Here is a 25,395-nt window from a genome sequence, read left to right as displayed (position 1 = left end):
GATCGCCGCCACGGCGCAGCAAAGTTCTCCCGGCATTGTCACAGGTCCGACCCGGTCCGTGTCGAGCGCCTGTCGTCGACCGTGACCATACGGTGTCGTAGCGCCTCGATGACCGGATCGGCGCGGGGACGCACCGGGGGATACGGATAGGTTGGTGCCGTGCCCCTGGTCGCCGCCGCCGTCTGCCCCCACCCGCCCCTGATCGTGCCCGAGGTGGCCGGCGCCGCCGCGCCCGAGCTGGACGACCTCCGCGTCGCCGCCGACGCGGCCGTGGCCCGGCTGCTCGCCGCCGACCCCGAGGTGATCCTGCTGCTGGGCGCCGGTCCGCGGACGGAACGGTTCGGCGCCGCCGACCACGGCTCGCTGCGCCCGTTCGGGCTGGACCGGGACGTCCGGCTCTGGAAGGTCAACTGTGCGGGCGCCGACGTGCTGCCGCTGAGCCTGACCATCGGGGCCTGGCTGGTGAACCGGTCCGGCACCGAGCTGCCCCGGCTGGCCCGGGCGGTCGCCGGCGACGCGTCCCCGGCCGGGTGCGCCGCGCTCGGCGCGGAGCTGGTCGGCGAGGCGGACGGGCGGGTCGCGCTGCTGGTGCTCGGGGACGGCTCGGCCTGCCGGGGCGTCAGGTCGCCCGGCTACGACGACCCGCGCGCGCCCGCGTACGACGAGGGGGTTGCCGCGGCCCTGGCCGGCGCGGACGCCGAGGCCCTGCTCGGCCTGGACCCGGTGCTGTCGGCCGAGCTGAAGGCCGCCGGGCGGGCGCCGTGGCAGGTGCTGGCCGGTGCGGTCCGCGCGGCGGGCGGCGACTGGCGCGGCGACGTGAGCTACCACGAGGCCCCCTACGGCGTTGCCTACTTCGTGGCCAACTGGGAGCGGGTGTGACCGTCGTCGCCGTGGTCGGGCCGACCGCGGCGGGCAAGTCGGCGCTGAGCATCGCCCTGGCGCACGCCCTCGACGGCGAGGTGGTCAACGCCGACTCCATGCAGCTCTACCGGGGCATGGACATCGGCACCGCCAAGCTGACCCCGGCCGAGCGGGAGGGCGTGCCGCACCACCTGCTCGACATCTGGCCGGTGACGGAGCCGGCGAGCGTGGCCGAATACCAGAAGCTGGCCCGCGCGGCCGTCGACGAAATCCTGGCCCGGGGGCGGGTGCCGCTGCTGGTCGGCGGCTCCGGGCTCTACGTGCGGGCGGTGCTGGAGCAGTTCGAGTTCCCCGGCACCGACCCGGCCGTGCGGGAGCGGCTGGAGGCCGAGCTGGCCGCGGTCGGCCCGGGCCCGCTGCACGCCCGGCTGGCCGAGGCCGACCCGGTGGCGGCGGCCGGCATCCTGCCGAGCAACGGACGGCGCATCGTCCGGGCCCTGGAGGTCGTCGAGCTGACCGGTGCGCCGTTCACCGCGTCGCTGCCCGCGCCGACGCCGTACTACCCGTCCGTGCAGCTCGGCGTCGACCTGGACACCGCGCTGCTCGACGAGCGGATCGCCCGGCGGGTCGACCGCATGTGGGCCGACGGCCTCGTCGACGAGACGCGGACACTGGTCGGCCAGGGCCTGCCCGAGGGGCGGACGGCCAGCCGGGCGCTCGGCTACCAGCAGGTGCTGCGCTTCCTTGCCGGGGAGCTGACCGAGGCGCAGGCGCACGAGGAGACCGTGCGGGCCACCCGGCGGTTCGTCCGCCGGCAGCGCTCCTGGTTCCGCCGCGACCCGCGCATCCACTGGCTGGACTCGGCCGCACCGGAGTTTCTCGACACGGCGCTGCGGGTGGTCGCCGAGCATCGGGAATGATGGGGGCGTGGAGTTCACCAAGGGCCACGGCACCGGCAACGACTTCGTCATCCTGCCCGACCCGGACGGGGCGCTCGACCTGACGCCCGGCCTGGTCGCCGCGCTCTGCGACCGGCGGCGCGGCCTCGGCGGCGACGGCGTGCTGCGCGTGGTACGCGCCGCCAAGCACCCGGACGGCGCCGCGCTGGCCGGCGAGGCCGAGTGGTTCATGGACTACTGGAACTCCGACGGCTCGTTCGCCGAGATGTGCGGAAACGGGGCCCGGGTGTTCGTCCGCTACCTGCTGGAGACCGGCCTGGCCACCCCGTCCGGCGGGACCCTGCCGCTGGCCACCCGCGCGGGCCTGGTCCGCGCCCGGGTCGAGGGCGCCGACGTCGCCGTCGAGATGCGCCGCCCCCGGCTGTACGACACGGCCACCGCCACCGTGGGCGGGCTCACCCTGACCGGCGCGGCCGTGGACGTGGGCAACCCGCACCTGGTCTGCGCCCTGCCCGCCAGCCTCGACCTGGGCGTCCTGGACCTCACCCGGGCGCCCGACGTCGACCCGTCCGTCTTCCCGGCCGGGGTGAACGTCGAGTTCACCACCCCGGGCGAGCCGGTCGAGGGCAGCGACGGGCACGTGCTCATGCGGGTCTACGAGCGCGGCTCGGCCGAGACGCTCTCCTGCGGCACGGGCGCGTGCGCGGTGGCCGCCGTGGCCCTGCGCGACGCCGGCCGGGAGACCGGCACGACGACCGTCGACGTGCCTGGCGGCCGCCTCACCATCACGATCACCGAAGACACCTGCTGGCTCGCCGGCCCCGCCGTCCTGATCGCCACCGGCGAACTCAACCCGGCGACCCTACGGGCCTGACCCCGCCCGGCCGCGCGATGGGCGCCGTCCGACCCGGTGATCATGAGGTTAGCGGTGGGGTTTGACCTGGTTTGGGGCGGCCAACCTCATGATCAACGCGTCTGCTCCCGGGGTCGACGCCCGGGGTCAGGGGGTGGCGCTGGCGTTGGCGGCGATCTCGGGGAGGTCGGCCGGGCCCGGGTCGGCGGCCGGCGGGGGCGTCGCGCCCGGGTTCTGGGCGGCGGCGCGCACGGCGGCGGCGACGGCCGGGGCGACCCGCGAGTCGAAGACGCTCGGCACGATCACCGTCGGGTTGATCTTGTCCTCGCCGACCACGTCCGCGATGGCCCGGGCCGCCGCGATCGCCATCTCCTCGGTGAACTCCTCGGCGTGCGCGTCGAGCATGCCGCGGAAGACGCCCGGGAAGGCGAGCACGTTGTTGATCTGGTTCGGCTGGTCGGACCGGCCGGTGGCGACCACGGCGGCGTGCTTGCGGGCCTCCCGCGGGTCCACCTCCGGGTCCGGGTTGGCCAGCGCGAAGACGATGGCGTCCTTGGCCATGCCGGCGATGTCCTCGCCGGTCAGCAGGTTCGGGGCGCTCACCCCGATGAACACGTCCGCGCCCCGGATCGCGCCGGGCAGGTCGCCGGAGTAGTTCTCCTTGTTGGTGTTCTCGGCCAGCCACCGCCAGGCCGGGTTGAGGTCCGGCAGGTCGCGGTGCAGGGCGCCCTGCCGGTCGTAGGCGATGATGTCGCCCACACCCTGCCGCAGCAGCAGCTTCATGATCGCGGTGCCCGCCGCGCCGGCGCCGGAGACCACGACCCGGACGTCCGAGAGGTGCTTGCCCACCACCCGCAGCGCGTTGGTCAGGGCCGCCAGCACGCAGATCGCGGTGCCGTGCTGGTCGTCGTGGAAGACCGGGATGTCCAGCGCCTCGCGCAGCCGGGCCTCGATCTCGAAGCAGCGCGGCGCGGCGATGTCCTCCAGGTTGATGCCCCCGTACGCGGGGGCGATCGCCTTGACGATCTGCACGATCTCGTCGGTGTCCTGGGTGTCCAGCACCACCGGCCAGGCGTCCACGCCGCCGAAGCGCTTGAACAGCGCCGCCTTGCCCTCCATGACCGGCAGCGAGGCGGCCGGCCCGAGGTTGCCCAGGCCGAGCACGGCGGAGCCGTCGCTGACCACGGCGACGGTGTTGCGCTTGATGGTGAGCCGCCGGGCGTCGGCCGGGTTCTCGGCGATCGCCTGGCAGACCCGGGCCACCCCCGGCGTGTACGCGCGGGACAGCTCGTCGCGGGTGCGCAACGCCACCTTCGAGCTGACCTCGATCTTGCCGCCGAGGTGCAGCAGGAACGTCCGGTCGGAGACCTTGCGGACGTCCACCCCGTCGAGCGCGGTGAGCGCGTCGACCACCTGGTCGGCGTGGTTGGCGTCGGCGGTGTCGCAGGTGAGGTCGACGATCACGTGGGCCGGGTCGGAGTCGACCACGTCCAGCGCGGTGACGATGGCGCCGGCCTCGCCCGCCGCGGTGGTCAGCCGCCCGATGGAGGAGGCGTCCGCGGGTACCGCGATCCGGATCGTGATCGAGAATCCGGCACTCGGCAGTCGGGTGTTGGCCACGTAGAACTCCTCCGTCAGCGCTGAGCGGCTCGCCTGGCATTTCTACTCGCCCGCCCAGGTCGGCCGCCATCCGACCCCGCTACCGGTTAGTAGCGCCACGGGCATATAGCAGGTGCGTCGGGCGTTGGCACATGTCAGGATGCTTCTGCACACCGGAAATGCCCCGGCAAAAGACATAACGGACAGGAGTCGCGGTTTGCGAGACCAGGAGACCTTCCTTCCCTACGAGGACGACGAGCTCGACGCCACCACCGGCGAGTTCGAGCTGTCGGAGCGGCAGGCGCTGCGGCGGGTCCCCGGCCTCTCCACCGAGCTCAGCGACGTCACCGAGGTCGAATACCGCCAGCTCCGGCTGGAGCGGGTCGTCCTCGTGGGCGTCTGGACCGAGGGGACCCAGGACGACGCCGACAACAGCCTCACCGAGCTGGCGGCGCTGGCCGAGACGGCCGGCTCGCAGGTGCTCGAGGGGCTGATCCAGCGGCGCAACCGGCCGGACCCGGCGACCTACATCGGTCGGGGCAAGGTCGACGACCTGAGCGGCGTGGTGCTCGCCACCGGCGCCGACACGGTCATCTGCGACGGTGAGCTGTCCCCGTCGCAGCTGCGCAACCTGGAGCAGCGCACCAAGGTCAAGGTGGTCGACCGCACCGCCCTAATCCTCGACATCTTCGCCCAGCACGCCAAGAGCCGCGAGGGCAAGGCGCAGGTCGAGCTGGCTCAGCTCGAATACCTGCTCCCGCGACTGCGCGGTTGGGGTGAGACCCTCTCCCGGCAGACCGGTGGTAGCGGCCGCGGCGGTGGCGCCGGCGGCGGCGTGGGCCTGCGCGGTCCCGGTGAGACCAAGCTCGAGACCGACCGGCGCCGGATCCGGCACCGGATCGCGCGGCTGCGCCGCGAGATCAAGAGCATGGCGACGGTACGCCAGACCAAGCGCGCCCGCCGCTCCCGCAACGCGGTGCCCGCGGTGGCCATCGCCGGCTACACCAACGCCGGCAAGTCCAGCCTGCTCAACCGCCTCACCGGGGCGGGCGTGCTGGTGGAGAACGCGCTGTTCGCCACCCTGGACCCGACCACCCGCCGGGCCACGGCCTCCGACGGCCGGCTCTACACCCTCTCCGACACGGTCGGGTTCGTCCGGCACCTGCCGCACCAGATCGTCGAGGCGTTCCGCTCGACGCTCGAGGAGGTCGGCGACGCCGACCTGGTGGTGCACGTGGTCGACGGCACCCACCCGGACCCGGAGGAGCAGGTCCGGGCGGTCCGCGAGGTGCTCGCCGAGGTGGGCGCGGACCGGCTGCCCGAGCTGCTGGTGGTGAACAAGATCGACGCCACCGACGAGGAGACCCTGCTGCGGCTCAAGCGGCTGTGGCCGGAGGCGGTCCTCGTCTCCGCGCACAGCGGGCGCGGGGTCGACGATCTGCGCGAGGCGATCGAGCAGCGGCTGCCGCGGCCGGCCGTCGAGGTCCGGGCCGTGCTCCCGTACGACCGGGGCGACCTGGTGGCCCGGGTGCACCGGCAGGGCGAGGTGCTGAGCACGGCGCACCTGCCCGAGGGCACGCTGCTGCACGTGCGGGTGGGTCAGGCGCTGGCCGCCGAGCTGGTGCCGTACCGGGCCGGTGACCGGCTGACCAGCGAGGAGCGGGTGGGCGCCGGGCGGTGAGCCGTCCGGCGTCACCCGCCGGAAACGCGGGTCGTGCGACACTTGGCGCCATGCGGCACGCAGTCTCCTCGGTCACGATCGCGCTGAGCCTCGTCGGCGCGGTCGTGGCGCCGGCCGGGCTCGCCCTGGCGGCTCCCGCCGCGGCCCCCGTGCTGGCCGCGGCTCCCAAGAAGAAGTGCACCATCGAGGACAAACGGCTCCGGGAGCTGTCCGGCATCGTCGCCACCAGCACCGGCTATGTCGTGATCAACGATGGCAGCGAGGACGAGAGCCGCAAGCGGATCTTCTTCCTCGACACCAAGTGCGAGATCGCCAAGGACCCGGTCCGATACCCCGATCCCGGGCCCCGCGACACCGAGGACCTGGCCGTCGGACCGGACCGGAAGACGCTCTGGATCGCCGACACCGGCGACAACATCGACGCCAAGACCCGCCGGGAGCGGGTCGCCGTCTGGATCATGCCGCTGAGCGGGTCGAAGCAGCCGGTGCTGCACCGGCTGACCTACCCGGGCAACGAGCCGCACGACGCCGAGGCGCTCCTCGTCGGCGACGACAACCTCCCGCTGGTCATCACCAAGGACCTGTCCGGCAAGTCGGAGATCTTCACGCCCACGGCGAAGCTGAAGAGCACCGCGGACACCGAGCCGATCCCGATGAAGAAGGTCGGCGAGCTCACCCTCCCCAAGACCAACACCGAGAACAAGCTGGGCGGCCCCGGCCGGCTGCTGGTCACCGGCGCGGCCCGCTCGCCCGACGGCAGCAAGGTGGTGCTGCGCACCTACGGCGACGCCTTCGAGTTCGACGTGACCGGCGGCAACATCGTCGCCGCGCTGACCACCGGCAAGCCCCGGGTCACCCCCCTGGCGGACCCGTTCGGCGAGGCCATCTCCTACACGCCCGACGGCAGGTCCTTCGTCACCGTGTCCGACGGCGGCCTGCTGGACGCCGCGGACCCGATCGACGTCCTCGGCTACACCCCGGCCACCACCGGGGCCGAGGCGCTGCCCAACGGCGGCAACGACGTGACCAAGCCGGCCGCCGAGAAGTCCTGGATCGAGGGGCTCAGCCTCGACGAGATCACGTACCTCATCGCGGCGCTCGGCGTGCTCGGCGCGCTCCTGGTCGGCGCGGGCATCTTCGGCATCCTGAAGGCCCGGCGCAAGCCGGCGCCGGCCGAGCCCACCGACGAGCGTGACGACCAGTTCCCGGGCAACTCCGGCTACCCGCCGGCCAACCGGCCCGACGTCCCGCCGCGCGGCGGCGTCTACGGCGGCGGTGGCGGCCAGGGTGGGGTCTACGGTGGCGCCCCGGCCAACGGCGGCCGCCCGGCCGGGGGCGTCTACGGAGGCGGCCGCCCGCAGGGCGGCGGCGGCCGTGGGGGCGCCGTCTACGGCGGCGGCCCGCAGCAGGGCGGTGGCCGCCCGCAGGGTGGCGGCGTCTACGGCGGCGGAACTCCGGGCGGCGGCTACGGCGGTGGCCGGCCGGGTGGCGGTGGCGGCCACGGCCCGGGGCGCGCCGAACCGCCGCGCCGGGAGCACGACCGCCGGGACCCACGCGACGGCGGCTACGGCGACCGGGGCCAGCAGTACGGCCAGTTCTCCGGCGGCGGCCGGGAGTACCGGGGCGACCGCTACTGAGCGCAGGAACGAGGGGGGTGACCACTGGTCACCCCCCTCTTCCGTGGGTCTCAGATGCGGCGGAGCACGGCGACCACGCGACCCATGATGGTGGCGTCGTCGCCCGGGATCGGGTCGAAGGCCGGGTTCTGCGGCATCAGCCAGACGTGCCCGTCGCGCCGCCGGTAGGTCTTCACGGTCGCCTCGCCGTCGAGCATGGCCGCCACGATGTCGCCGACCTCGGCGGTCGGCTGCTGCCGGACCACCACCCAGTCGCCGTCGCAGATCGCCGCGTCGAGCATCGAGTCGCCCTTGACCTGGAGCATGAAGACCTCGCCCTCACCGACCAGCTCGCGGGGGAGGGGGAAGATGTCCTCCACGGCCTGCTCGGCGAGGATCGGGCCACCGGCGGCGATCCGGCCCAGCATCGGCACGTAGGCCGGGGCGGGACGCTGGGCGCGGGCGGCCTCGTCGTCGACGTCGCCCGGGGCCCGGACGTCCACGGCGCGGGGCCGGTTGGGGTCGCGGCGCAGGAAGCCCTTCTTCTCCAGCTCCTTGAGCTGGTAGGCGACGCTCGACGGGGAGACCAGGCCGACCGCCTCGCCGATCTCGCGCACGCTCGGCGGGTAGCCGTGGCGCTCCACCCAGGTGCGGATGAACTCCAGGATCCGGCGCTGCCGGGCCGTGAGGTCGACCGTCGACGGGTCGGGGAAGCTGCTGACCACCGGGGTGACCGGACGCACGGCGGGCTGGGCCGCCCGGCTGCGCGCGGTGCGGGGTCGACGGGTCGCCGGCGGACCCGCCCCGTCGATCGGCTGCGGGTTCTTCTGCCGGCTGGCCCGGTCCTCGGTCACGTCCGTCCTCCCTGGTCGGCGCTGGGTGCCTCGTCGGCTCGTGGTGCGTGCTCAGGCGGTGCTGTCGACCGGTCCGCCGCGTTCCGCCGCGCCCGGTCGTTGTTGACCGTATAGGTGAGATCGGCCATTTTCAAACATCTGTACGACATGTTGTCGGCGTGTCGCGGCAAAATCCTGGATTTCCGAACGCCTGTTCTGATAAATGGTACGTCGCTCTCGAACGAATGTTCCATCCCGGCGTCCCGTGACCCCGGCGGCCGACGGCCGTTGGGCTCCTCGGTACGCCGGGGACGGGGTGGGACGGGTGCGTGATTCTGGCGACGCGCCGGACACGCCGCTCAACTTGACCTCGCTAGTGCGACGGCATACGGTCGACCCCTAGATGTTGTGGTTACATGGGCGTAAGTCGCCTACAGGTTGGGTCCGGTTACCGACCGCACTCCCGTACCGTCGGCCCGGCGGCGGCCATCGAGAGATGGTGCCGCCGCGGTGACGCGTGCCCGGAGGCGGCCGGCGGGCCGCGGTCGATGAAGGAGGTCAGGCGATGCGGTGTCCGTACTGCCGGCACGCCGACTCCCGGGTGGTCGACTCGCGGGAGGCCGACGACGGCCAGCTCATCCGGCGGCGGCGGTCCTGCCCGGAGTGCGGCAAGCGGTTCACCACCGTCGAGGAGGCGGTGCTCGCGGTGGTCAAGCGCAGCGGGGTGACCGAGCCGTTCAGCCGCACCAAGATCATCGGCGGGGTGCGCAAGGCGTGCCAGGGACGGCCGGTCGACGACGACTCCATCGCGCTGCTCGCGCAGAAGGTCGAGGAGACCGTCCGGGCCAAGGGGGCCGCCGAGATTCCCAGCCACGAGGTCGGGCTGGCCATCCTCGGGCCGCTGCGCGACCTCGACGAGGTGGCCTACCTGCGGTTCGCGAGCGTCTACCGCTCCTTCGACTCGCTCGCCGACTTCGAGCGCGAGATCGAGACGCTGCGGGCCGCCGCGCAGGCCCGCGAGGGTGCCGGGGCGGTCGGGGCCGCCGGCGCGACCAGTTGAGTTTCACGGATTTCTGACAGTTGGACGAGGCGCGGCGGGTGACCGCGCTGACGAGGGGGGCGAGGGCGTGACGACCAGCAAGTCACGGAACAAGGCCGGGGCAGGGCTGAAGATCGAGCGCGTCTGGACGACCGAGGGGGTGCATCCCTACGACGAGGTCACCTGGGAGCGCCGCGACGTCGTGATGACGAACTGGCGGGACGGTTCGATCAACTTCGAGCAGCGCGGGGTGGAGTTCCCCGAGTCCTGGTCGGTCAATGCGGCCAACATCGTGACCACCAAGTACTTCCGGGGCGCGGTGGGGACCCCGGAGCGGGAGTGGTCGCTGCGGCAGCTCATCGACCGGGTGGTCGACACCTACCGCACCGCCGGTGAGGAGTACGGCTACTTCGCCACGCCGGCCGACGCGGAGGTGTTCGCGCACGAGCTGACCTGGATGCTGCTGCACCAGGTGTTCAGCTTCAACTCGCCGGTGTGGTTCAACGTCGGCACGCCGTCGCCGCAGCAGGTCAGCGCCTGCTTCATCCTGGCCGTCGACGACTCGATGGACTCGATCCTCGACTGGTACAAGGAGGAGGGGCGGATCTTCCAGGGCGGCTCGGGCGCCGGGGTCAACCTCTCCCGCATCCGGTCCTCGAAGGAGCTGCTCTCCTCCGGCGGCACCGCCTCCGGCCCGGTCAGCTTCATGCGCGGCGCGGACGCCTCCGCCGGCACCATCAAGTCCGGCGGCGCCACCCGGCGTGCGGCCAAGATGGTCATCCTCGACGTCGACCACCCGGACATCGAGGAGTTCGTGGCGACCAAGGCGCGCGAGGAGGACAAGATCCGCGCGCTGCGGGACGCCGGCTTCGACATGGACCTGGGCGGCGCGGACATCGTCAGCGTGCAGTACCAGAACGCCAACAACTCGGTGCGCGTCTCCGACGAGTTCATGACCGCGGTGGAGAACGGCGGCGGCTTCGACCTGCGCGGCCGGCTCGACGGCCAGACCATCGAGACGATCGACGCCAAGAAGCTGTTCCGCACCATTTCCCAGGCCGCCTGGGAGTGCGCCGACCCGGGCCTCCAGTACGACGACACCATCAACGACTGGCACACCTGCCCGGAGACCGGGCGGATCACCGCGTCGAACCCGTGCTCGGAGTACCTGCACCTGGACAACTCCTCGTGCAACCTGGCCTCGCTGAACCTCATGAAGTTCATGCGCGCCGACGGTGGCTTCGAGGTGGAGAAGTTCGTCAAGTCGGTCGAGTTCGTCATCACGGCGATGGACATCTCGATCTGCTTCGCCGACTTCCCGACCGAGAAGATCGGCGAGACCACCCGCGCCTACCGGCAGCTCGGCATCGGCTACGCCAACCTCGGCGCGCTGCTGATGGCCTCCGGCCTGCCGTACGACTCGGAGCAGGGGCGGGAGGTCGCCGCGGCGATCACCTCGCTGATGACCGGCACCGCCTACCGCCGCTCGGCCGAGCTGGCCGGCATCGTCGGCGCGTACGAGGGCTACGCCCGCAACGCCGAGGCGCACAAGCGGGTCATGCGCAAGCACGCGGCCGCCAACGACGCGATCAAGCCGACCGGCACCGTGGCCACCGCCATCCAGCGCGAGGCCACCAAGCAGTGGACCCTCGGCAACAAGGTCGGCGACAGGTCCGGCTGGCGCAACTCGCAGGCCAGCGTGCTCGCCCCGACCGGCACCATCGGCCTGATGATGGACTGCGACACCACCGGTGTCGAGCCGGACCTGGCCCTGGTCAAGTTCAAGAAGCTGGTCGGCGGCGGCTCCATGCAGATCGTCAACCAGACCGTGCCGCGTGCCCTGCGCAGCCTCGGCTACCCCGAGGAGCAGGTCGAGGCGATCGTCGAGCACATCGCCGACCACGGTCACGTGGTGGACGCCCCCGGCCTGAAGCCGGAGCACTACCCGGTCTTCGACTGCGCCATGGGCGAGCGGTCCATCGCGCCGATGGGCCACGTGCGGATGATGGCGGCCGTCCAGCCGTTCATCTCGGGCGCCATCTCCAAGACGGTCAACATGCCCGAGCAGGCGACCGTCGAGGACGTCGAGAAGATCTACTTCGAGGGCTGGAAGCTCGGCCTCAAGGCGCTGGCGATCTACCGGGACAACTGCAAGGTGGGTCAGCCGCTGTCGGCCGCCAAGCCGAACAAGGCGGTGGAGCCGGTGGCCGAGCCGGCGAAGGTCGTGGAGAAGGTCGTCGAGTACCGGCCGGTCCGCAAGCGGCTGCCGAAGAAGCGCCCGTCGGAGACCATCTCGTTCTCGGTCGGCGGCGCGGAGGGCTACCTCACCGCCTCGTCCTACCCGGACGACGGCCTCGGCGAGGTCTTCCTCAAGATGTCGAAGCAGGGCTCGACCCTGGCCGGCGTGATGGACGCCTTCTCGGTGGCCATCTCCATCGGTCTCCAGTACGGCGTCCCGCTGGAGACGTACGTCAGCAAGTTCACCAACATGCGCTTCGAGCCGGCCGGCATGACCGACGACCCGGACGTGCGGATGGCGGCCTCGGTGATGGACTACATCTTCCGTCGCCTGGCCCTGGACTTCCTGCCGTACGAGCGCCGCGCGGAGCTGGGCATCTTCACGGCCAAGGAGCGGGCCGCCCAGCTCGCGGCCGAGGCGGAGGCGGAGGCGAGCGGTGCGGACCTCACCGCGATGGCCGCCTCCGCCCCGGTCGAAGCGCCCGAGCCGAAGACCGGCCCGGTGGCCCAGCCGGCAAAGGAGGTGGCCGACGTGGCCGCCGCCAAGCCGGCGCCGTCGGTGGGCTCCAGCACCGAACTGCTGGAGGCCGTGATCGGCAAGGCCGCGGACGCGCCGCTCTGCTTCACCTGCGGCACGAAGATGCGGCCGGCCGGTAGCTGCTACGTCTGCGAGGGCTGCGGCTCCACCAGCGGCTGCAGCTGACGGACGACCGCTCGCGAGCGCGGCAGGGGTTCCCCTGCCGCGCTCGCGGCGTTCGGTACGGCGACCAAGCTCACGTCGCCCGGGACAGCCTGCGGCTGGGATGCTCGGGCCATGACCACCGTGGACCGCTACGCCACCTTCGCCGCCCGGGAGGCGCGCGGGGTGTCGCCCGCGTACGAGCGCCTGTCAGAGGCGGTCGCCCGCGACGGCGAGCTGCTGACCCGGATCGACACCCTGCCGCCGGCCAAGCGCCAGCCCAACCTGCTCTTCGGCGTGGTACGGCTGCTCGGCGGCCCGGTCGAGGATCCGGCCGCCTTCCGCGCGTACGCCCTCGACAACTGGCCGGCCGTCGAGGCGGAGATGCGGGTCCGGGCCACCCAGACCAACGAGCCCGGCCGGTGTGCCGTACTCCTGCCGGTGCTGGCGTCGCTGCCCCAACCGCTCGCCCTGCTGGAGGTCGGCGCCTCCGCGGGGCTGAACCTCTACCCCGACCGGTACGCCTACCGCTACGGGGACCACTCGCTCGGCGCGGGTGAGCCGGTCCTCGACTGCGCCATCAGCGGGACGGCACCGCCGGCACGCCGGCCCGAGGTGGTGTGGCGGGCCGGCCTGGACCTCAACCCGCTCGACGTGCGCGACCCGGCCGACGTGGCGTGGCTGGACGCGCTCATCTGGCCGGAGCACGGGCACCGCCGCGAGCGGTTGCGGGCCGCGGCCGCGGTGGCCTCGGCCGAGCCTCCGCTGCTGGTGCGGGGCGACCTCGTGGACGACCTCCCGGCGCTGGCCGCGCGGGCGCCGCGGGAGGCGACCCTTGTCGTGTTCCACACCTCGGTGCTCTACCAGGTGCCGCCGCCCCGGCGGGAGGCGTTCGCCGAGGTCGTGCGCGGGCTGCCCGGCCACTGGATCGCCAACGAGGACCCCGACGTGCTGCGCTACCCGGCGCTGCCCGAGCAACCGCGCGGCGGCTTCCACAACGTGCTGGCGCTGGACGGGAGGCCGCTGGCCTGGACCCGCGGCCACGGCCAGGCCATCACCTGGTTCGGGTAGGGCTGGGCGGAGCCGGCCAATCTTGGACACTTGCTGTTCGGGGCGAACGACAAGTGTCCAAGATTCACTGCGGAGGCCAGGGTGGACTCATGGTGAGGCTGCCGGTCGTCGACGAGTTCGCCGGTGAACTCGCGGCGCTCGGCTGGGTCACCGACCTGCTGGTGGCCGGGTCACTGGCGACCGACGACTACCGGCCCGGCGTCAGCGACCTCGACCTGGTGGCGCTGACCGACGGGCCGGTCGACGCCGCGCGGGAGGCCGCGCTCGTCGCCGTGCACCGCCGCCTCGACGCGGGCAGCGCCGCCGGGCTGCACCTGGGCTGCGTCCACGTCGACACCGCCACCATCCCGGACGTCCACCGGAAGCATCCGACGTGGACGCACGGGCAGCTCGTCCAGCGCATCCTGTCCGGCATCACCCGGGCGGAGCTGGTCCGCCACGGGTACGCCGTCTTCGGCCGCCCACCCGGCGAGGTGTTCCCGCCGGTGGGCGACGACGACGTGCGGGCTGCCGCCCGCGCCGAACTCACCGGCTACTGGGCCTGGGCGGCCCGGCGTCCGTGGCTGTGGCTGGACCCCGCCCTCGCCGACCTCGGCCTCACCTCGATGGCCCGCGGCCGGCACGCGCTGCGCCTCGGCGACCTGCTCACCAAGACCGCGGCGGTCGAGGCGGCCGCCGCCCCGGCCTGGCTGATCGGTCAGCTGCGGGCCCGCCGCCGGGGCGAGCCGGTCACCTCGCCCCGGCTCCGCACCGCCCTGATCGCCTGGCGGGACGCCCGCCGCACGGTACGCCGGGCCCGCCGCCTGATCGTCGCCGCTGGTAGATCATGACAGTGGCGAGCACCGGCGTCGCGGCGAGCCGCGGTCCGGGGTGCCGACGTCCGGGGCGCCGCGACGAGCCGACATCACGAACGACTCAACTCGACAGGCGCGTAGTTGGGACCGGCAGGGGCGGCTGGCCCGTCAGCCCGCCTCGCTGACCTCGGTGAGGCGGGCGGTGAGGAAGGCCCGTTCCGCCTCGTTGTCGACCAGGTTCAGCGCCGTCCGGTAGGCGTCCGCGGCTTCGGCCGGCCGGTCGAGGCGCCGGAGGAGGTCGGCGCGGACGGCCGGCAGGTAGTGGTAGCCGGCCAGGTGGGGGTCCGCGGCGAGAAGGTCCACGTCCGCCAGGGCGGCCGCCGGGCCGTCGACCATGGACACCGCCACCGCCCGGTTCAGCGCCACCACCGGGGACGGCCAGCGTTTCAGCAACTCGTCGTAGAGGCGGACGACCTGGGGCCAGTCGGTGGCGGCGTAATCGGGGGCGACCGCGTGCAGCGAGGCGATGGCGGCCTGGAGGGCGTACCGGCCCACCCGGCCGGTGCGGAACGAGCCCAGGACCAGGTGGTTGCCCTCGGCGATGGCCGCCCGGTCCCAGCGGGACCGGTCCTGCTCCTCCAGCACCAGCAGCCGACCGGAGTCGTCGGTGCGGGTGGCCCGGCGAGCGTCGGTGAGCAGCAGGAGGGCGAGCAGCCCGCGGACCTCCGGCTCGTCCGGCATCAGGGCGAGCAGCATCCGGGTCAGGTGCACCGCCCGGTCGACCAGGTCGGCACGGACCAGGCCGGCCCCGGTCGGCGCGGTGTGCCCGGTGGTGAAGAGCAGGTGGATCACGGTGAGCACGGCGTCGAGCCGTTCGGGCAGCTCGGCGGCCTCCGGCACCCGGTAGGGGATCCGGGCCGCGGCGATCTTCTTCTTGGCCCGGGTGACCCGGGCCGCCATGGTCGTCTCGCTGACCAGGAACGCGCGGGCGATGTCGCCGGTGGCCACCCCGCAGACCAGCCGCAGCGTCAGGGCCACCTGGGCCTCCCGGGCCAGCGCCGGGTGGCAGCAGGTGAACACCAGCCGCAGCCGGTCGTCGGGGACCGCGTCCCCGGCGGGCTCGTCCGTCATCTCGGCCTCCGCCGGTTCGACGAGCAGGGGCATCTTCGTCCGGAAGACCTTCTCCCGGCGCAGCACGTCGAGCGCCTTGCGCTTCGCGGTGGCGGTCAGCCAGGCGCCCGGCTTGTCGGGTACGCCGTCCCGCGCCCACGCGGCCAGCGCGGCCAGGTAGGCGTCCTGCACGCACTCCTCGGCCACGTCGAGGTCGCCGGCGACGCGCGCCGTCGCGGCGAGCACGAAGGCCCACTCGCGACGGTGCGCGTCCGCCACGGCGCGTTCGGCGGCGACCGTAGCGGCGTCGCTCACTCGGCCGGCGGCTGGAACAGCGGCCGGACCTCGACGCCACCGTCGATGGTGGCCGGGTTCAGCTTGGCGATCTTCAGGGCCACGTCCAGGTCGGGCGCCTCCAGGACGAAGAAGCCGGCGACGACCTCCTTGGCCTCGATGAACGGGCCGTCGGTGACGAGGTCGCCGCGGATCGCCGTGGCGGTGGTGCTCGGCTGGAGCGCGAACCCCGTGAGGATCTGCCCGCCCAACTCGGTGACCTGGTCGCCGTAGCGCTCCAGCAGGGCCACGTAGTCCGGGGTCAGGTCCATCGGGTCGGCCGGGGCGGGCGAGTAGACGAGAACTGCGTACTGGGCCATCGGGATCTCCTCGGGTTGTCGTTTGCCTCTTCCGCCTCACCGACGGACGGGCGCGGCCGGATTCGACAGCGGCCCGGGAAAAATCCTGCCTCTTTTCACGGCGTCGCGAAGTCCCGCATCCGGCGCAGCGGCGAGAACACCACGAACAGCGCCGCGCTCCACATGCCGAGCACGCAGACCAGCAGCGCCGGGCGCAGCCCGAGCCGGGTGCCGAGGGCGCCGCCGACCAGGGCGCCGAGCGGGATCGCGCCGTAGCAGATCCACAGGAACGCGGCGTTGACCCGGCCGAGCAGCCGGGCCGGGGTGACCCGCTGCCGGTAGGACATGGCCGCCACGTTGAACAGCACCGCGTTGGCCGCGAACGCCGCCGTGCCGACGGCGTAGAGCAGGGCGCCCCAGCCGGGCCGGGCCAGCGGCATGAGCAGGTAGAGGGGGCCTGGCACGGCCATCGACACCCAGATGGTCCGGGCGCCGCCGAGCAGCGCGGTGACCCGCCCGGCCAGCACCCCGGCCAGCAGCCCGCCCACCGAACCCAGACTGAACAGGAGACCGATGGTGGCCGGGGTGGCGTGCAGCACGCGCAGCAGGTAGGGCACCTCGATGGACCGGGTGGCCATGACGAAGAAGTTCGAGGTCGCGGTGCAGGCGAGCACCAGGGCGAGGATCCGCTGCCGGCGGATGAACCCGAGCCCCTCGGTGAGCGCGGCCCGGACCGGCACCCGGCCGCCGGCGCGGGGCGCCGGGCGGTGCCGCATCAGCAGCAGCGTGACCGCGCTGGCCAGGAAGCTGGCGGCGTCGGCCACGAAGGTGCGGGCCGCGCCGAGCAGGCCGACGAGCACGCCGCCCGCGCTCGGCCCGGCCAGGGCGGCCAGGTTCTCGCTCACCTCCAGCCGCGCGTTGGCCGAGGTCAGATCGTCCGGCGGGACGAGGGCGGGCAGCAGGCTCCGGTACGCCACGGTGAACGCGACGGTCAGCACCCCGGAGAGCCCGACCACCGCGTACAGGAAGGGCAGGGTGAGGTGGCCGGCCAGGGCGACCACCGGCACCGACAGCAGCAGCGCCGCGCGACCCAGGTCGCACGCGACCATCAGCCGCCGCTGGTCGACCCGGTCGGCCAGCATCCCGGCCGGCAGCGAGAACACCAGGTACGGCAGCCAGGCCAGGACGGTGAGCAGGGAGACCTGGAAGACGGTGGCGTCGAGCACGTCAGCGGCCAGCAGCGGCACGGCCACCCCGGAGACCCGGGTGCCCACCTCGCTGACCGTCTGGCCACTCCAGAGCAGCAGGAAGTTCCGGCTCCGCCACAGGGAGGTGCGGGTTCCGGTCGTCGGGGGCGTCAGTTGCTGGGTCACCGCTCGGGCCTGTCCGTCGGGGTCGCGGGGCGTGCGACCTGGCACCGTATCCCGCCGAACCGCCGACCGGCGCGGCATTTCCGCCGGGGCCGGCCGCGGACTAGGGTCGGCTTTCATGATCGAACCGACCTGGCTCACCGAGACGCGCGCCGCCTACGACACGGTCGCCGTGGACTACGCACGACTGATCCCCGACGTGCTGGAGGGCCCGCTCGACCGCGGGATGCTGGCCGCGTTCGCCGAGCTGGTCGGCCCTGGCCGGCCGGTGCTGGAGGCGGGCTGCGGGACCGGCCGGATCACCGCCCACCTGCGCCGTCTCGGGCTCGACATCTCCGGGGTCGACCTCTCCCCGGGCATGCTCGAGGTGGCCCGCCGGAACTATCCGGAGCTGCGCTTCGAGGTCGGCTCGATGACCGCACTGGACATCCCCGACGCGACACTGGCCGGCCTCGTGGCCTGGTACTCGATCATCCACCTGCCGCCGGACCTGCTGCCCGGGGTGTTCGCCGAGTTCCACCGGGTGCTCGCCCCGGGTGGCCACCTGCTGATCGCGGTCAAGGCCGGCGACGAGCGGATCCGGCTGGAGCAGGCGTACGGCCACACCGTCTCCTACGACGTGTACTGGCTGCCGCCGGACCGGCTCGCGGAGCAGCTCACGGCGGCCGGGCTGGCCGTGCACGGCACGCTGGTCCGCGAGGCGGAGGAACTCGACCGGGGGCCGCAGGCGTTCTTCCTCGCCCGGAAGGCCGCCCGGTGACCGTCGCGCTCTTCACCCTCGGCGGCACGATCGCCATGGCCGGCACCGGCGCCGGGGGAGTGGTCAGCAGGCTCACCGGCGCCGACCTCACGGCCGCCGTGCCCGGGCTCGGCGAGATCCCGCTCGACGTGCGGGACGTGGAGGCGGTGCCCAGCGCCGCGCTGGCGTACCGGCAGGTCCTCGACCTGGTGGACGCCGCCGGCGCGGCGGTCGCCGACGGCGCGACCGGCGTGGTGGTGACCCAGGGCACCGACACCCTGGAGGAGACCGCGTTCCTGGCCGACCTGCTCTGGCCGCACCCGGAGCCGCTCGTGTTCACGGGCGCCATGCGGAACCCCACCCTGGCCGGCCCGGACGGCCCGGCCAACCTGCTCGCCGCGGCCCGGGTGGCCGCCGCGCCGGCCGCGCGGGACCTCGGGGTGCTCGTGGCGTTCAACGACGAGGTCCACGCCGCCCGCTTCGCCCGCAAGACCCACAGCACCAGTACGGCCACCCTCGCCTCGCCCGACGCCGGCCCGCTCGGGCACGTCATCGAGGGCGCGGTACGCCTGCTCACCCGCCCGCCCCGGCACGCCCCGCTGCCGCCGGTGGACCGGGACCGGCTCGCCGCCACCCGGGTGGCGCTGCACACCGTCACCCTCGACGACGACCCGGCGCTGCTCGACGCGCTCACTCCGGGCCTGGACGGGCTGGTGGTGGCCGGCTTCGGGGTCGGGCACGTGCCGCCCGCTTTCGCCCCGGCGCTGGGTGCGCTGGCCGCGCGAATGCCGGTGGTGCTCGCCTCGCGGACCGGGGCCGGGCCGGTGCTGCGGGACACCTACGGCGCCGTCGGCTCGGAGACCGACCTGCGGCGGCGCGGGCTGGTCTGCGGTGGGCTGCTCGACCCGTACAAGGCCAAGGTGCTGCTGCGGCTGCTGCTGGCCGGGGGCGCGGACCGGGCGGCGGTCGCCGAGGCGTTCACCCGGCACGGCTGAGCCGGCGCCGGGGCGGCCTCCGTAGACTCGCGCGGTGACCGGAGAGCGACGACCGCTGGCGGACCGGCCGTTGACCGAGCCGCACCCGTCGCGGCTGTCACCGGACCACCCGGACCGGGCGCGGATCCTGGCCGCGCACGCCGCCGCCCTGGCCGCCGGGGAGGCCGGCTACCTGGACCCGGCCACCGGGCTCTTCGTGCTCAGCGCCGGTTTCCTGGCCCGCCGCGGCACATGCTGCGGGCGAGGGTGCCGGCACTGTCCGTACGTGGACGATTGAGGACTTCCGTCGCAGCGGGGCAACCCGTACGGTTTCCGACGGACATCCGGCGGGCGGCACCCGCCGACGACTGCGGAGGTCTCCACGTGCGCGCCCGGACCTGGCTGGCCGCTTCGGCCGTACTGCTGACCGCCGGCTGCGCCAAGGAGGCCGCGCCGGTGGCGGTGCCGGCGGCGGAGCCGAAGGCGGTCGAGGTGTCCGCCGCCTCGTCCGGCGGGGCGTGCCGGCTGCTCGACTTCGCGGTGATCGCCAAGCACACCGGCGGCCGCTTCGACGTGGCCGCCGCCATGGACAGGGGTGACACTCACACCTGCGTGGTCCGGGCCGAGCGGGCCGTGCTGCCCGAGTTGACCCTCACGGTGACCGACACGTCGATCGACACGTCCAGCTTCACCCTCGACGTGCTGCCCCGGGGCGCGAAGAAGGTCACCAAGCTCGGCAAGGCCGCCTACCGGCACACGCTGCCGAAGACCGCGAAAAACGGCCCGGCCGCGGAGGTGGGCTGGCTCGCCGGCGACGGGCGGCTGGCCACGCTGCGCTGGACCAGCCCGCGCGGCACCGCCACGGCCGACGCGGACAAGGTGGCCGGCAAGCTGGTCAGCCTCGCCAAGGTGATCGACACCCGGCAGCTCTGACCGCCGGGCGCGCCGGGCGGGTCAGTGGGCCGCGACGAACACGCGGGAGGCCACCTCGCGGGGCAGCCGGACCCGGTCGCCGGAGCGGTCGATGGAGACCCCGTCGCGTTCCTGGGCCACCGTCACCGTGGCGCCCGGGTCGACGCCCGCCGCGTGCAGTTGCCGGAGCACGTCGGCGTCGGTCTGCACGCTCTCGCAGATCCGCCGCACCACGACCGGCCCGGAGAGGCCCGGGAACGCCAGGTTGCGCTCGCCCTCGGCGGTCTCGGTCTCGCGCAGGCCCGGGTCGCCCAGCTCCTCAAGGCCCGGGATGGGGTTGCCGTAGGGGGAGCGGGTCGGGCGGTTGAGCAGGTCGTAGACCCGCTTCTCCACCGCGTCGCTCATCACGTGCTCCCACCGGCAGGCCTCCTCGTGGGCCTCCTCGTAGGGCATCCCGATCACGTTGACGAGCAGCAGCTCGGCCAGCCGGTGCTTGCGCATGACCGACACCGCCGTGCTGCGGCCCAGGGCGGTGAGCATCAGGTGGCGGTCGCCCTCGACGGTGAGCAGGCCGTCCCGCTCCATCCGGGCGACGGTCTGACTGACGGTGGGGCCGCTCTGCTTCAGCCGCTCCGCGATCCGCGCACGCAGCGGCGGCACCCCCTCCTCTTCCAGCTCGAGGATGGTGCGCAGGTACATCTCGGTCGTGTCGACCAGGTCATGCTTCACGTCAGCGTCCCTCCGGCGTTCGATGCTACCCCGGACCCCCGACGATCCACCGACACCGAACCGGGAGGTCGCTGCCCGGATGGTGTTGACTGGACCGCATGTCCGGAACCGAAGACCTCCTGGTCGAGCCCGGCCGGCTCGCCGACGAGCTCGACCGCGCCGACCCGCCGACCCTGCTCGACGTCCGCTGGCGGCTCGCCGGGCCGCCCGGCCGGGAGGACTACCTGGCCGGTCACCTGCCCGGCGCCGTCTTCGTCGACCTGGACACCGAGCTCTGCGGCCGGCCGGGCGCCGCCGGCCGGCACCCGCTGCCCGACCCCGCCGCGCTCCAGGCCGCGCTGCGGGCCGCCGGCGTCCGGGCCGGCCACCCCGTGGTGGTGTACGACGGGGGCGACGGCATGTCGGCCGCCCGCGCCTGGTGGACCCTGCGGTGGGCCGGCCACCGGTCGGTCCGGGTGCTGCACGGCGGCTTCCCGGCCTGGGTCGCGGCCGGTGGACCCGTCTCCACCGAGCCGCCGTCGCCCGCCCCCGGGGACGTCACGGTCACGCCGGGCGAGCTGCCGGTGCTGGACGCGGGGGAGGCCGCCGGGCTGGCCGCCGCCGACGCCGGTGTGCTGCTCGACGTGCGGGCCGCCCCGCGCTACCGGGGCGAGACCGAGCCGATCGACCCGGTGGCCGGGCACGTCCCGGGCGCGGTCAACCTGCCCGCCCCGGAGTACGTCGCCGAGGGGCGCTTCCCCGCCGCCGAGGCGCTGCGCGAGCGGTTCGCCGCCGCCGGCGTGACCGCGGGCGCGCCGGTCGGCGCGTACTGCGGCTCGGGGGTGACCGCCGCCCAGGCCGTCCTGGCGCTGCACCTGGCCGGCCGCCCGGACGCCGCCCTGTACGTGGGCTCGTGGAGCAACTGGGTGGCCGACCCGGACCGTCCGGTCGCCACCGGATAGCCACCCGGGCCGCTGCCCTGCGTGCGGTGGGCCGGTCCCAGCCCGCGTGCGACGATGGCCCCATGGCCGACGAGACCGTGGTGGTGTGGGACGAGGCCCTGCTCGGGTACGACATGGGCGACCATCCCCTCGACCCGGTGCGGGTCGAGTTGACCATGGCGCTCGCCCGCGAGCTGGGGGTGCTGGACCGGCCCGGGGTCCGGCTCGTGAAGCCGGAGCCGGCCGACGACGCGCTGCTGACCCGGGTGCACGACCCGCGCTACCTGGAGGCCGTCCGGGCCGCACCCCGGGACCCGCTCTTCGCCGGCTTCGGCCTCGGCACGTCGGACAACCCCGTCTTCGACGGCATGCACGAGTCGAGCGCGCTGATCGCCGGCGCGAGCGTGGCGGCCGCCGAGGCGGTCTGGCGCGGCGAGGCCCGGCGGGCGGTCAACGTGGCCGGCGGGCTGCACCACGCCATGCCGGCCCGGGCCTCCGGCTTCTGCGTCTACAACGACCCGGCCGTGGCCATCGCCCGCCTGCTCGACCTGGGCGCGGAGCGGATCGCGTACGTGGACGTCGACGTGCACCACGGCGACGGGGTGCAGGAGATCTTCTACCGGGACCCGCGGGTGCTCACCGTCAGCCTGCACGAGACCCCGCTCGCGCTGTTCCCCGGCACCGGGTTCCCCGACGAGACCGGCGGTCCGGGCGCGGAGGGCTCGGCCGTCAACGTGCCACTGCCGCCGGGGGTCGGCGACCCGGGCTGGCAGCGGGCGTTCCACGCGGTCGTGCCGTCGGTGCTGCGGGCGTTCCGGCCGCAGGTGCTGGTCACCCAGTGCGGGGCGGACGGGCACCGGCTCGACCCCCTGGCCGACCTGCACCTCTCCGTGGACGGGCAGCGGGCCACCTACCGGGCGCTGCGCGGGCTCGCCGACGAGCTCTGCGACGGCCGCTGGGTGGCCCTCGGCGGCGGCGGGTACGCGCTGGTCGAGGTGGTGCCGCGGGCCTGGACGCACCTGCTCGCGGTGGCCACCGGTGAGCCGCTCGACCCGGCCACGCTCACCCCGCCGGGCTGGCGGGACCTGGCGGCGCGGCGGCGCCCCGGGCACGAGATCCCGCTGCGGATGACCGACGACGTCGACCCGTCCCACGAGCCGTGGCAGCCGAGTGGCGAGCCGACCGCCGTGGACCGGGCCGTCGCGGCGACCCGCAAGGCGGTCTTCCCGCTGCTCGGGCTCGACCCGCACGACCCGCGCGACTGATCCGGCGGTGGGGGAGGACCGACCGGTGACCACCGTCGAGCAACCGGTGGACGTGCTGCTGAGCGACGGCACGACCGTCCAGCTGCGGCAGATCCGCCCGGACGACGGAGCGGCCATCGTGGCCATGCACGCGCGCTTCTCCGAGCGCACCCGCTACCTGCGCTACTTCTCGCCGTACCCGCGCATCCCGGAGCGGGACCTCCAGCGGTTCGTCGTCGTCGACCATCGCGACCGGGAGGCGTTCGTGGTGCTGGCCGGCGACCGGATCGTCGCCGTCGGCCGGTACGAGCGGCTCGGCCCCGGCTCGCCCGAGGCCGAGGTGGCCTTCGTGGTGGAGGACGCGTACCAGGGCCGGGGCATCGGGTCGGTGCTGCTGGAGCACCTGGCCGACGCGGCCCGGCGGTACGGCATCGTGCACTTCGTGGCCGAGGTGCTCCCGGCCAACGGGGCCATGCTGCGGGTGTTCTCCGACTTCGGCTACCAGGTTCAGCGCCAGTACGCCGACGGCGTGGTGCACCTGAACTTCCCGATCGCACCCACCGAGGCGACCCTGGAGGTGCAGCGCGGCCGGGAGCACCGCACCGAGGCCCGCTCGATCGCCCGGCTGCTCGCGCCCCGCGGCATCGCCGTCTACGGCGCGAGCACCACCGGCCAGGGTGTCGGCGCGGCCCTGCTCGGGCACCTGCGCGACACCGGGTTCACCGGCGCGATCGTCCCCGTGCACCCGACCGCGGCGACCGTGGCCGGGCTGCCCGCGTACCCGTCGGCGGCCGACGCCGGCGCGGACGTCGACCTGGCCGTGGTGGCCGTCGCCCCGGAGGCGGTGACGGAGGTGGTGGCCGACGCCGCGAAGGCCGGCGCGCACGGGCTGGTGGTGATCTCCGCCGGGTTCGCCGAGTCCGGCCCGGCGGGGGCCGCCGCGCAGCGCGCCCTGGTCCGCGCCGCCCACCTGGCCGGCATGCGGGTGGTCGGTCCCAACTGCCTGGGCGTGGCCAACACCGACCCAGCGGTACGCCTCAACGCCACCCTCGCCCCGGTGCTGCCCGCCCCCGGGCGGGTAGGCGTCTTCAGCCAGTCCGGCGCGTTCGGGGTGGCCCTGCTCGCCGAGGCGTCCCGGCGCGGGCTCGGCCTGTCCAGCTTCGTCTCCGCCGGCAACCGCGCCGACGTGTCCGGCAACGACCTGCTCCAGTACTGGCAGGACGACCCGGGCACCGACGTCATCACGCTCTACCTGGAGACGTTCGGCAACCCCCGCAAGTTCGCCCGGCTGGCCCGGCGGATCGGCCGGAGCAAGCCCGTGGTGGCGCTGGCCTCGCTGGCCCGCCCGCCGGGGGTCGGCGACGCGCCGGCCCTGGACGCCGCGGCGGTCAGCGCGCTCTTCGCCCAGTCCGGGGTGATCCGGGTGGACACCGTCGCGGAACTGCTCGACGTCGGCGTGCTCCTGGCCCACCAGCCGCTGCCGGCCGGCCGCCGGGTCGCCGTGGTCGGCAACTCCTCGGCGCTGACCGGGCTGGCCGCCACCGCCTGCGCGGCCCAGGGCCTCACGGTGGCCGACGGCTACCCGCACGACGTGGGCCCCCGGGCCACCGCCGCGGCGTACGCCGCCGCGCTGGCCGCGTCCGCCGCCGACGAGCGGGTGGACGCCGTGGTGGCGGTCTTCGCCCCGCCGCTGCCCGGCCAGCTCACCGACCCCGAGGCCGATTTCACGGCCGCCCTGCCCGACGCGCGGACCACCGGCAAGCCGGTGGTGGCCACCTTCCTCGCCGGCCGGGTGCCCACCGGAGTGCCCGCGTACCCGAGCGTGGAGGAGGCCGTCCGGGGCCTGGCCCGGGTCACCTCCTACGCCGACTGGCTGCGCCGCCCGCCCGGCGTGCTGCCCGAGCTGGACCGCGTGGACCGGGCGGCCGGGCAGGCCGCGCTGCGCCCCGACGGCGCGGATCCGGCGGGTCTGCTGCGGGCGTACGGGATCGACGTGGTCGAGTCGGCCCCGGCGGGCTCGGCCGATGAGGCGGTGGCGGCGGCCGAGCGGCTCGGCTGGCCCGTCGCGCTCAAGGCGGCCGCCCCCGGGCTGCGGCACCGCCTCGACCTGGGCGCGGTCCGGCTCGACCTGGCCGACGCCGCCGCGCTGCGCCGGGCGTACGCCGAGACGGCCCCGGTCTTCGGCGCGGACGTGCTGGTCCAGCCGATGGTCCCGCCCGGGGTGGCCTGCGTCGTGGAGCTGGTGGAGGACCCGGCGTTCGGGCCGGTGGTCGGCTTCGGCCTGGGCGGTGTGGCCACCGAACTGCTCGGCGACCGGGCCTGGCGGGCGGTGCCGCTGACCGACCGGGACGCCGCCGAACTGGTCGACGAGCCCCGGGCCGCGCCGCTGCTGCGTGGCCACCGGGGCGCCGCGCCGGTGGACCGGGCCGCCCTGGTCGACCTGCTGCTGCGGGTCGGGCGGCTCGCCGACGAGCAGCCCCGGGTCCGGTCGCTCACCCTCAACCCGGTGCTGGCCCGGCCGGACGGCATCTCGGTGCTGCACGCCACCGTCCGCACCGGCGCCGAGGCGCCCCGCCCCGACACCGGCCCGCGCCGGCTGTGA

21 protein-coding genes and 1 pseudogene are annotated in these 25,395 nt (G+C 74.4%); 16 read left to right on the top strand and 6 right to left on the bottom strand.

Features of this window, described 5'->3' with window-relative positions; genetic code table 11:
• The first annotated feature begins 159 nt into the window (after positions 1-159).
• Genes GA0070214_RS31585 through dapF form a run of 3 tightly spaced genes read left to right on the top strand, consistent with a single transcriptional unit; the run spans position 160 to position 2,634 of the window.
• Complete coding sequence (locus GA0070214_RS31585) at positions 160-879, top strand: class III extradiol dioxygenase subunit B-like domain-containing protein (RefSeq protein ID WP_139141914.1); 720 nt, start codon at positions 160-162, stop codon at positions 877-879.
• Positions 762-1,781: a tRNA (adenosine(37)-N6)-dimethylallyltransferase MiaA gene (miaA, locus tag GA0070214_RS27480; protein ID WP_091269408.1), complete on the top strand. Its 1,020-nt coding sequence runs from the start codon at positions 762-764 to the stop codon at positions 1,779-1,781. The genes GA0070214_RS31585 and miaA overlap by 118 nt, the downstream gene beginning before the upstream one ends.
• Positions 1,782-1,788: 7 nt before the next feature.
• Positions 1,789-2,634 carry a diaminopimelate epimerase gene (gene dapF / locus GA0070214_RS27475; RefSeq protein WP_091269407.1) on the top strand — a complete coding sequence of 282 codons (846 nt, stop codon included), beginning with the start codon at positions 1,789-1,791 and terminating at the stop codon, positions 2,632-2,634.
• A 126-nt stretch (positions 2,635-2,760) separates the two neighbouring features.
• On the opposite strand, the gene GA0070214_RS27470 is transcribed toward dapF, so the two are convergent.
• Positions 2,761-4,233, bottom strand: coding sequence for an NAD-dependent malic enzyme (locus tag GA0070214_RS27470; protein WP_091269406.1), 1,473 nt, complete (start codon positions 4,231-4,233; stop codon positions 2,761-2,763).
• A 196-nt stretch (positions 4,234-4,429) separates the two neighbouring features.
• On the opposite strand from GA0070214_RS27470, the gene hflX reads away from it, so the two are divergent.
• Both hflX and GA0070214_RS27460 read left to right on the top strand, forming a co-directional pair.
• On the top strand, positions 4,430-5,893 hold the full coding sequence (gene hflX, locus GA0070214_RS27465) for a GTPase HflX (RefSeq protein ID WP_091269405.1): 1,464 nt from the start codon (positions 4,430-4,432) through the stop codon (positions 5,891-5,893).
• Positions 5,894-5,943: 50 nt separating this feature from the next.
• Entirely contained in the window at positions 5,944-7,530 is a 1,587-nt protein-coding gene (locus GA0070214_RS27460) for a hypothetical protein (RefSeq protein ID WP_091269404.1), read from the top strand.
• 50 nt (positions 7,531-7,580) lie between these two features.
• Here the strand turns inward: GA0070214_RS27460 and lexA are convergent, their stop codons facing one another.
• Complete coding sequence (gene lexA, locus GA0070214_RS27455; RefSeq protein WP_091269403.1) at positions 7,581-8,363, bottom strand: transcriptional repressor LexA; 783 nt, start codon at positions 8,361-8,363, stop codon at positions 7,581-7,583.
• Between the two features lie 544 nt (positions 8,364-8,907).
• On the opposite strand from lexA, the gene nrdR reads away from it, so the two are divergent.
• The 4 genes from nrdR to GA0070214_RS27435 all read left to right on the top strand — a co-directional run bounded on the left by nrdR (position 8,908) and on the right by GA0070214_RS27435 (position 14,199).
• Positions 8,908-9,402, top strand: coding sequence for a transcriptional regulator NrdR (gene nrdR, locus GA0070214_RS27450; RefSeq protein ID WP_091269402.1), 495 nt, complete (start codon positions 8,908-8,910; stop codon positions 9,400-9,402).
• Positions 9,403-9,469: 67 nt separating this feature from the next.
• Positions 9,470-12,322, top strand: a complete 2,853-nt coding sequence (locus tag GA0070214_RS27445) for a vitamin B12-dependent ribonucleotide reductase (protein ID WP_208602931.1) — start codon at positions 9,470-9,472, stop codon at positions 12,320-12,322.
• A 111-nt stretch (positions 12,323-12,433) separates the two neighbouring features.
• Positions 12,434-13,369 carry a DUF2332 domain-containing protein gene (locus GA0070214_RS27440; protein ID WP_091269401.1) on the top strand — a complete coding sequence of 312 codons (936 nt, stop codon included), beginning with the start codon at positions 12,434-12,436 and terminating at the stop codon, positions 13,367-13,369.
• An 89-nt stretch (positions 13,370-13,458) separates the two neighbouring features.
• On the top strand, positions 13,459-14,199 hold the full coding sequence (locus GA0070214_RS27435; RefSeq protein ID WP_091269400.1) for a nucleotidyltransferase domain-containing protein: 741 nt from the start codon (positions 13,459-13,461) through the stop codon (positions 14,197-14,199).
• Positions 14,200-14,331: 132 nt separating this feature from the next.
• On the opposite strand, the gene GA0070214_RS27430 is transcribed toward GA0070214_RS27435, so the two are convergent.
• From GA0070214_RS27430 to GA0070214_RS27420, 3 genes are all read right to left on the bottom strand, one after another.
• Positions 14,332-15,519 carry an RNA polymerase sigma factor gene (locus GA0070214_RS27430; RefSeq protein ID WP_091269452.1) on the bottom strand — a complete coding sequence of 396 codons (1,188 nt, stop codon included), beginning with the start codon at positions 15,517-15,519 and terminating at the stop codon, positions 14,332-14,334.
• 65 nt (positions 15,520-15,584) lie between these two features.
• Entirely contained in the window at positions 15,585-15,926 is a 342-nt protein-coding gene (locus tag GA0070214_RS27425) for a YciI family protein (RefSeq protein WP_091269399.1), read from the bottom strand.
• Between the two features lie 95 nt (positions 15,927-16,021).
• The gene (locus GA0070214_RS27420) at positions 16,022-17,278 is read right to left on the bottom strand and encodes an MFS transporter (protein WP_167364340.1); all 1,257 of its coding nucleotides are present in this window, start codon (positions 17,276-17,278) and stop codon (positions 16,022-16,024) included.
• A gap of 115 nt (positions 17,279-17,393) precedes the next feature.
• Between GA0070214_RS27420 and GA0070214_RS27415 the strand changes: the two genes are divergently transcribed.
• The 4 genes from GA0070214_RS27415 (at position 17,394) to GA0070214_RS27400 (ending at position 19,921) form a co-directional block, all read left to right on the top strand.
• Complete coding sequence (locus GA0070214_RS27415) at positions 17,394-18,035, top strand: class I SAM-dependent DNA methyltransferase (RefSeq protein ID WP_091269397.1); 642 nt, start codon at positions 17,394-17,396, stop codon at positions 18,033-18,035.
• Positions 18,032-19,009 carry an asparaginase gene (locus GA0070214_RS27410; protein WP_091269396.1) on the top strand — a complete coding sequence of 326 codons (978 nt, stop codon included), beginning with the start codon at positions 18,032-18,034 and terminating at the stop codon, positions 19,007-19,009. The genes GA0070214_RS27415 and GA0070214_RS27410 overlap by 4 nt, the downstream gene beginning before the upstream one ends.
• 34 nt (positions 19,010-19,043) lie before the next feature.
• Positions 19,044-19,286, top strand: coding sequence for a DUF5522 domain-containing protein (locus tag GA0070214_RS27405; protein ID WP_091269395.1), 243 nt, complete (start codon positions 19,044-19,046; stop codon positions 19,284-19,286).
• 86 nt (positions 19,287-19,372) lie between these two features.
• The gene (locus tag GA0070214_RS27400) at positions 19,373-19,921 is read left to right on the top strand and encodes a hypothetical protein (protein WP_091269394.1); all 549 of its coding nucleotides are present in this window, start codon (positions 19,373-19,375) and stop codon (positions 19,919-19,921) included.
• 21 nt (positions 19,922-19,942) lie between these two features.
• On the opposite strand, the gene GA0070214_RS27395 is transcribed toward GA0070214_RS27400, so the two are convergent.
• On the bottom strand, positions 19,943-20,629 hold the full coding sequence (locus tag GA0070214_RS27395) for an iron-dependent transcriptional repressor DtxR (RefSeq protein ID WP_091269393.1): 687 nt from the start codon (positions 20,627-20,629) through the stop codon (positions 19,943-19,945).
• Positions 20,630-20,727: 98 nt separating this feature from the next.
• On the opposite strand from GA0070214_RS27395, the pseudogene GA0070214_RS27390 reads away from it, so the two are divergent.
• The 3 genes and pseudogenes from GA0070214_RS27390 to GA0070214_RS27380 form a co-directional block, all read left to right on the top strand.
• Positions 20,728-21,592: pseudogene (locus GA0070214_RS27390) on the top strand (sulfurtransferase); the annotation flags it as partial.
• Positions 21,593-21,632: 40 nt separating this feature from the next.
• On the top strand, positions 21,633-22,814 hold the full coding sequence (locus GA0070214_RS27385) for an acetoin utilization protein AcuC (protein ID WP_091269391.1): 1,182 nt from the start codon (positions 21,633-21,635) through the stop codon (positions 22,812-22,814).
• Positions 22,815-22,839: 25 nt separating this feature from the next.
• The gene (locus GA0070214_RS27380) at positions 22,840-25,395 is read left to right on the top strand and encodes a bifunctional acetate--CoA ligase family protein/GNAT family N-acetyltransferase (protein WP_091269451.1); all 2,556 of its coding nucleotides are present in this window, start codon (positions 22,840-22,842) and stop codon (positions 25,393-25,395) included.

The organism is Micromonospora chaiyaphumensis (genome assembly GCF_900091435.1).
GTDB lineage: Bacteria > Actinomycetota > Actinomycetes > Mycobacteriales > Micromonosporaceae > Micromonospora > Micromonospora chaiyaphumensis.
Note: the sequence above shows the minus strand (reverse complement) of the source record. Positions and strands in the feature narration are given on the sequence as shown.